This is a genomic window from Hydrogenophaga sp. 70-12 (genome assembly GCF_001897365.1).
In the GTDB taxonomy this organism is placed as follows: domain Bacteria; phylum Pseudomonadota; class Gammaproteobacteria; order Burkholderiales; family Burkholderiaceae_C; genus Hydrogenophaga; species Hydrogenophaga borbori.
Genome location: NZ_MKSS01000296.1, coordinates 1 through 1,543, shown reverse-complemented (window position 1 = coordinate 1,543; position 1,543 = coordinate 1). Strand labels below are relative to the sequence as shown.

The following is a 1,543-nucleotide window of genomic DNA, read 5'->3' as shown; positions in this document are numbered from 1 at the left end:
GCTGGTGCGCGGGCCCTGGATCATCGCCAGCTACTTCAAGGGCGAGGGCGGCGACCCGCTGCGCTACGACGCCCAGGGCCACGGCTGGTTCCCCACCGGCGACGTCGCCACCATCGACGCCGACGGCTTCATGCAGATCACCGACCGCAGCAAGGACGTGATCAAGTCCGGCGGCGAGTGGATCAGCTCGATCGACGTGGAGAACATCGCCATGGCCCATCCGGCCGTGGCCATGGCCGCCTGCATCGGCATGAAGCACCCCAAGTGGGACGAACGGCCCATCGTGGTGGTGGTGAAGAAGCCCGGCGCCGACGTGACGCGCGACGAGCTGCTCAAGTTCTACGAAGGCAAGATCGCCAAGTGGCAGGTGCCTGACGACGTGGTCTTCGTCGACGCGATCCCGCTGGGCGCCACCGGCAAGATGCAGAAGATGGTGCTGCGCCAGCAGCTCCACGACTACGTGCTGCCGGGGGTGTGAGGGTGGGCCCGCGCCGCCCCGCAACGGTGCAGGGGGCGGGCGCGGGTGTCGCCCAGGGGATAGGGGTCCGGGCAATCCCTGAAGCGCCTCCGCGCCACCGCGCCTTACGCTGCTCGGGTTTTGTGGTTCAACACCCTCATCAAGGAGACAAGGCATGAAATCGAGCATGAAGGCCCTGGCCGCGGCGGCCCTGCTGGTGGCGTCCGGCGCGTCCTTCGCCCAGGCGGGCGAAACCGTCAAGATGGTGCGCATCGACCCCTTGACCGGCCTGTTGGGGCCGGTGGGCGTGAGCCAGTTCAAGGGCTACCAGTTCTTCGCCGAGAAGTTCAGCGGCAAGGGCAACCCGGCCGGCGTGAAGTTCGAGATCACCGCGATCGACAACAAGCTCAGCCCGGCGGAGAGCCTGAACGCCTTGAAGGCCGCCATCGACCAGGGGGCGCGCTACATCATCCAGGGCAACGGCTCCTCGGTCGCGCTGGCGCTGTCTGACGCGGTGGAAAAGCACAACGCGCGCAACCCCGGCAAGGAAGTGCTGTACCTCAACGACTCCGCGGTCGACCCCGATCTCACCAACAGCAAGTGCAGCTACTGGCACTTCCGCTTTGATGCCGACACGTCCATGAAGATGGAGGCCATGTCCAGCTTCATCGCCACGCAGCCGGACATCAAGAAGATCTACCTGCTCAACCAGAACTACTCGCACGGCCACCAGGTCGTGAAGTACGCCAAGGAAACCATCGGCCGCAAGCGCCCCGACATCCAGTTCGTGGGCGAGGACCTGCATCCGCTGGCGCAGACGCGCGACTTCGCGCCCTACATCGCCAAGATCAAGGCGGCGGGCGCCGACACCGTGATCACCGGCAACTGGGGCTCCGACCTGTCGCTGCTCATCAAGGCCGCCAACGAGAACGGCTACAACGGCAAGTTCTTCACCTACTACGCGGGCGTCACCGGCACGCCCACCGCGCTGGGCACCAACGGTGCCGGCCGCGTCTACCAGATCGCCTACAACCACCGCTGGGCACCAACGGTGCCGGCCGCGTCTACCAGATCGCCTACAACCAC

2 protein-coding genes are annotated in these 1,543 nt (G+C 66.2%); both read left to right on the top strand.

Features of this window, described 5'->3' with window-relative positions:
• The coding region (locus tag BGO22_RS15990) for an AMP-binding enzyme (protein WP_286851697.1) at positions 1-478 on the top strand (478 nt) is incomplete at its 5' end.
• Positions 479-632: 154 nt separating this feature from the next.
• Positions 633-1,543, top strand: a 911-nt coding sequence (locus BGO22_RS15985) for an ABC transporter substrate-binding protein (RefSeq protein WP_286851694.1), incomplete at its 3' end; no start/stop codon positions are given.